The organism is Actinomycetospora aeridis, assembly GCF_037400275.1.
Lineage (GTDB): Bacteria > Actinomycetota > Actinomycetes > Mycobacteriales > Pseudonocardiaceae > Actinomycetospora > Actinomycetospora aeridis.
Genome location: NZ_JBBEGL010000024.1, coordinates 1 through 5,362, shown reverse-complemented (window position 1 = coordinate 5,362; position 5,362 = coordinate 1). Strand labels below are relative to the sequence as shown.

The following is a 5,362-nucleotide window of genomic DNA, read 5'->3' as shown; positions in this document are numbered from 1 at the left end:
GTGTGGGGGTGGTCGGGTGTTCCGGCGGTGTCCTACTCTCCCACGACCTGGCGGTCGCAGTACCATCGGCGCTGGAGGGCTTAGCTTCCGGGTTCGGGATGGGTCCGGGCGTTTCCCCTCCGCTGTGACCACCGGAACACCCCACCACCCCCACCAGGCTGTGGGCCTGTGGGGTGGGGTGTGTGGTCGTTGGGATATGCACAGTGGACGCGAACTTCTCTGTTCGTTACGCAGTTGCTTGCCGTGACCCTTGATGGGTGTGTGGGCAAGTCCTCGGCCTATTAGTACCAGTCCACTGAACGCCTTGCGGCGCTTACATGTCTGGCCTATCAACCCACTGGTCTGGTGGGGGCCTTAACCCTCGAAGGGGTGGGAGACCTCATCTTGGAACAGGCTTCCCGCTTAGATGCCTTCAGCGGTTATCCTTTCCGAACGTAGCCAACCAGCCGTGCCCCTGGCGGGACAACTGGCACACCAGAGGTTCGTCCGTCCCGGTCCTCTCGTACTAGGGACAGCCTTCCTCAAGTCTCCTGCGCGCGCGGCGGATAGGGACCGAACTGTCTCACGACGTTCTAAACCCAGCTCGCGTACCGCTTTAATGGGCGAACAGCCCAACCCTTGGGACCTACTCCAGCCCCAGGATGCGACGAGCCGACATCGAGGTGCCAAACCATGCCGTCGATATGGACTCTTGGGCAAGATCAGCCTGTTATCCCCGGGGTACCTTTTATCCGTTGAGCGACACCCCATCCACCTGGTGGTGCCGGATCACTAGTCCCGACTTTCGTCCCTGCTCGACCCGTCGGTCTCACAGTCAAGCTCCCTTGTGCACTTGCACTCGACACCTGGTTGCCGACCAGGCTGAGGGAACCTTTGGGCGCCTCCGTTACTCTTTGGGAGGCAACCGCCCCAGTTAAACTACCCACCAGGCACTGTCCCTGAACCAGATCATGGTCCGAGGTTAGATGCCCAATTCGACCAGAGTGGTATTTCAACGTTGACTCCACGACCACTGGCGTGGCCGCTTCCCAGTCTCCCACCTATCCTACACAAGCCGAACCGAGCACCAATACCAAGCTGTAGTGAAGGTCCCGGGGTCTTTCCGTCCTGCCGCGCGTAACGAGCATCTTTACTCGTAGTGCAATTTCGCCGAGTCTGTGGTCGAGACAGCGGGGAAGTCGTTACGCCATTCGTGCAGGTCGGAACTTACCCGACAAGGAATTTCGCTACCTTAGGATGGTTATAGTTACCACCGCCGTTTACTGGCGCTTAAGTTCTCAGCTTCACCTTACGGTTAACCGGTCCCCTTAACGTTCCAGCACCGGGCAGGCGTCAGTCCGTATACATCGTCTTGCGACTTCGCACGGACCTGTGTTTTTAGTAAACAGTCGCTTCCCCCTGGTCTCTGCGGCCCCACCCCGCTAACCCGCAAGGGGTTTCACGGGACAGGGCCCCCCTTCTCCCGAAGTTACGGGGGCATTTTGCCGAATTCCTTGACCACAGTTCGCTCGAACGCCTCGGTATTCTCTACCTGACCACCTGTGTTGGTTTGGGGTACGGGTCGCGTAGGAACTCGCTAGAGGCTTTTCTCGGCAGCATGGGATCACTCTGCTTCGCCTCAACCGGCTATGCGTCACGTCTCAACCGTCATGGCCCGCGGATTTGCCTACGGACCGGCCTACACGCTTGCACCAGCACTACCACTAGCTGGCGGAGCTACCCTCCTGCGTCACCCCATCGCTTGGCTACTACCAGGCGGGGTCCCGCGCTCCCCCCGAGGTGCTCCCGAAGGAGACACCCGAGGTTCGGGCGGTTAGCACACCTGGATTCGCCAGGGACGCGCCTACACGAGCACGGGAATATCAACCCGTTGTCCATCGACTACGCCTGTCGGCCTCGCCTTAGGTCCCGGCTCACCCTGGGCGGAAAAACCTGGCCCAGGAACCCTTGGTCATCCGGCGGCAGAGTTTCTCACTCTGCTATCGCTACTCATGCCTGCATTCTCACTCACACGGGCTCCACGGCTGGATCACTCCGCCGCTTCACCGCCCGCATGACGCTCCCCTACCCAACACCACCACCACCACACGCCTCGAGGGCTGCGGAGTGTTCACGTGGTGTTGCCGCGGCTTCGGCGGTGCGCTTGAGCCCCGCTACATTGTCGGCGCAGGACCACTTGACCAGTGAGCTATTACGCACTCTTTCAAGGATGGCTGCTTCTAAGCCAACCTCCTGGTTGTCTGGGCGATCCCACATCCTTTCCCACTTAGCGCACGCTTAGGGGCCTTAGCCGGCGATCTGGGCTGTTTCCCTCTCGACGACGAACCTTATCGCCCGCCGTCTCACTGCCGCGCTACACGCTCACCGGCATTCGGAGTTTGGCTGACTTCAGTAAGCTTGTAGGCCCCCTAGGCCAACCAGTGCTCTACCTCCGGTGAGTACCACGCGACGCTGCACCTAAATGCATTTCGGGGAGAACCAGCTATCACGGAGTTTGATTGGCCTTTCACCCCTACCCACAGCTCATCCCCCAGGTTTTCAACCCTGGTGGGTTCGGGCCTCCACGCCGTCTTACCGGCGCTTCACCCTGGCCATGGGTAGATCACCCCGCTTCGGGTCTAGAGCACGCGACTACCACGCCCTGTTCGGACTCGCTTTCGCTACGGCTACCCCACACGGGTTAACCTCGCCACGTACCACTAACTCGCAGGCTCATTCTTCAAAAGGCACGCCATCACCCCGCTATACAGCTAAGGCTCTGACGGCTTGTAGGCACACGGTTTCAGGTACTATTTCACTCCCCTCCCGGGGTACTTTTCACCTTTCCCTCACGGTACTTGTCCGCTATCGGTCATCAGGGAGTATTTAGGCTTACCGGGTGGTCCCGGCAGATTCACAGCGAATTACACGGGCTCGCTGCTACTCGGGCCCGCCACAACGCGTGACCATGGTGTTTTCGCCTACGGGGGTCTCACCCTCTACGCCGACGCGTCCCAACGCCTTCGACTAACACCACGAACACCCGCACCGGTCCGGCAGAACCAGTACATGACGCCCCACAACACCCCACCAGCAACACCTGCCGGCTCTCACACTGGTGAGGTTTAGCCTCTTCCGCTTTCGCTCGCCACTACTCACGGAATCACTGTTGTTTTCTTCTCCTGCGGGTACTGAGATGTTTCACTTCCCCGCGTTCCCTCCCACCGTCCTATACATTCAGACAGCGGTGACACCCCATGACGGGTGCCGGGTTACCCCATTCGGACACCCTCGGATCAACGCTCGGTTGACAGCTCCCCGAGGACTATCGCGGCCTCCCACGTCCTTCATCGGCTCCTGATGCCCAGGCATCCACCGTGCGCCCTTGACAACTTGACCAACACACACATCAAGAAATCACGACACAAATGTGCACAGAAACAAAAGATGCTCGCGTCCACTGTACAATTCTCAACGACCACACGAACCGAGGCCGCACCCCACCCACAGGCGAAGCCGGCCCCGACCGTCCCAGAAAGAGCAGCACTCAAGCTGTCCTCTCAGGACCCAACAGTGTGCTGTCTTCTCTCACGAGAAGAAGTCCGGTGTTTCCACATTTTCTCGAGCAACCCTGTCCCGAACCCGAGCAGAACCCGGGACGGTACTGAGGCCCCCCACCACCACCCCCCGGGACACAGGACATCCGCCTGTGAACACCCAGACACGTGGTGGTGTTCGGTGAAGCTCCTTAGAAAGGAGGTGATCCAGCCGCACCTTCCGGTACGGCTACCTTGTTACGACTTCGTCCCAATCGCCAGTCCCACCTTCGACCGCTCCCCCCCACAAGGGGTTGGGCCACGGGCTTCGGGTGTTACCGACTTTCGTGACGTGACGGGCGGTGTGTACAAGGCCCGGGAACGTATTCACCGCAGCGTTGCTGATCTGCGATTACTAGCGACTCCGACTTCACGGGGTCGAGTTGCAGACCCCGATCCGAACTGAGACCGGCTTTACGAGATTCGCTCCGCCTCACGACTTCGCAGCCCTCTGTACCGGCCATTGTAGCATGTGTGAAGCCCTGGACATAAGGGGCATGATGACTTGACGTCATCCCCACCTTCCTCCGAGTTGACCCCGGCAGTCTCCCATGAGTCCCCGGCATCACCCGCTGGCAACATAGGACAAGGGTTGCGCTCGTTGCGGGACTTAACCCAACATCTCACGACACGAGCTGACGACAGCCATGCACCACCTGCACACCAACCACAAGGGAACGCCCATCTCTGGACGCGTCTGGTGCATGTCAAACCCAGGTAAGGTTCTTCGCGTTGCATCGAATTAATCCACATGCTCCGCCGCTTGTGCGGGCCCCCGTCAATTCCTTTGAGTTTTAGCCTTGCGGCCGTACTCCCCAGGCGGGGCGCTTAATGCGTTAGCTGCGGCACGGAACCCGTGGAATGGACCCCACACCTAGCGCCCAACGTTTACGGCATGGACTACCAGGGTATCTAATCCTGTTCGCTACCCATGCTTTCGCTCCTCAGCGTCAGTATCGGCCCAGAGACCCGCCTTCGCCACCGGTGTTCCTCCTGATATCTGCGCATTTCACCGCTACACCAGGAATTCCAGTCTCCCCTGCCGAACTCTAGTGATGCCCGTATCGACCGCACGCCCAGAGTTAAGCCCCAGGTTTTCACGGCCGACGCGACACACCGCCTACGAGCTCTTTACGCCCAATAATTCCGGACAACGCTCGCACCCTACGTATTACCGCGGCTGCTGGCACGTAGTTGGCCGGTGCTTCTTCTCGACCTACCGTCAACCCATCCAAAAGATGGGCCTTCGTCGATCGCGAAAGAGGTTTACAACCCGAAGGCCGTCATCCCTCACGCGGCGTTGCTGCGTCAGGCTTCCGCCCATTGCGCAAGATTCCCCACTGCTGCCTCCCGTAGGAGTCTGGGCCGTGTCTCAGTCCCAGTGTGGCCGATCACCCTCTCAGGCCGGCTATCCGTCGTCGCCTTGGTAGGCCATCACCCCACCAACAAGCTGATAGACCGCGGGCCCATCCCCCACCGAAAAACTTTCCACCACCCAGCATGCACCAGGAGGTCCTATCCGGTATTAGACCCAGTTTCCCAGGCTTATCCCGAAGTGGAGGGCAGGTCACCCACGTGTTACTCACCCGTTCGCCGCTCGTGTACCCCGAAGGGCCTTACCGCTCGACTTGCATGTGTTAAGCACGCCGCCAGCGTTCGTCCTGAGCCAGGATCAAACTCTCCAACAAAAAACATTGGAACAAACAGTCCCAGCAAAAACACCCAACCCCCACTGGCAAACAAGGGCTGAGCGACTCAAAGAAACCCCACGACACCACACACTCCCC

3 rRNA genes are annotated in these 5,362 nt (G+C 59.6%); all 3 read right to left on the bottom strand.

Features of this window, described 5'->3' with window-relative positions:
• Positions 1–19: 19 nt before the first annotated feature.
• A 5S ribosomal RNA gene (rrf, locus tag WCD41_RS31000) occupies positions 20–136 on the bottom strand.
• A 125-nt stretch (positions 137–261) separates the two neighbouring features.
• Positions 262–3,378: ribosomal RNA gene (locus tag WCD41_RS30995) — 23S ribosomal RNA — on the bottom strand.
• A gap of 353 nt (positions 3,379–3,731) precedes the next feature.
• Positions 3,732–5,263, bottom strand: a 16S ribosomal RNA gene (locus WCD41_RS30990).
• The 16S, 23S and 5S rRNA genes sit together here, the layout of an rRNA operon.
• Positions 5,264–5,362: the final 99 nt, after the last annotated feature.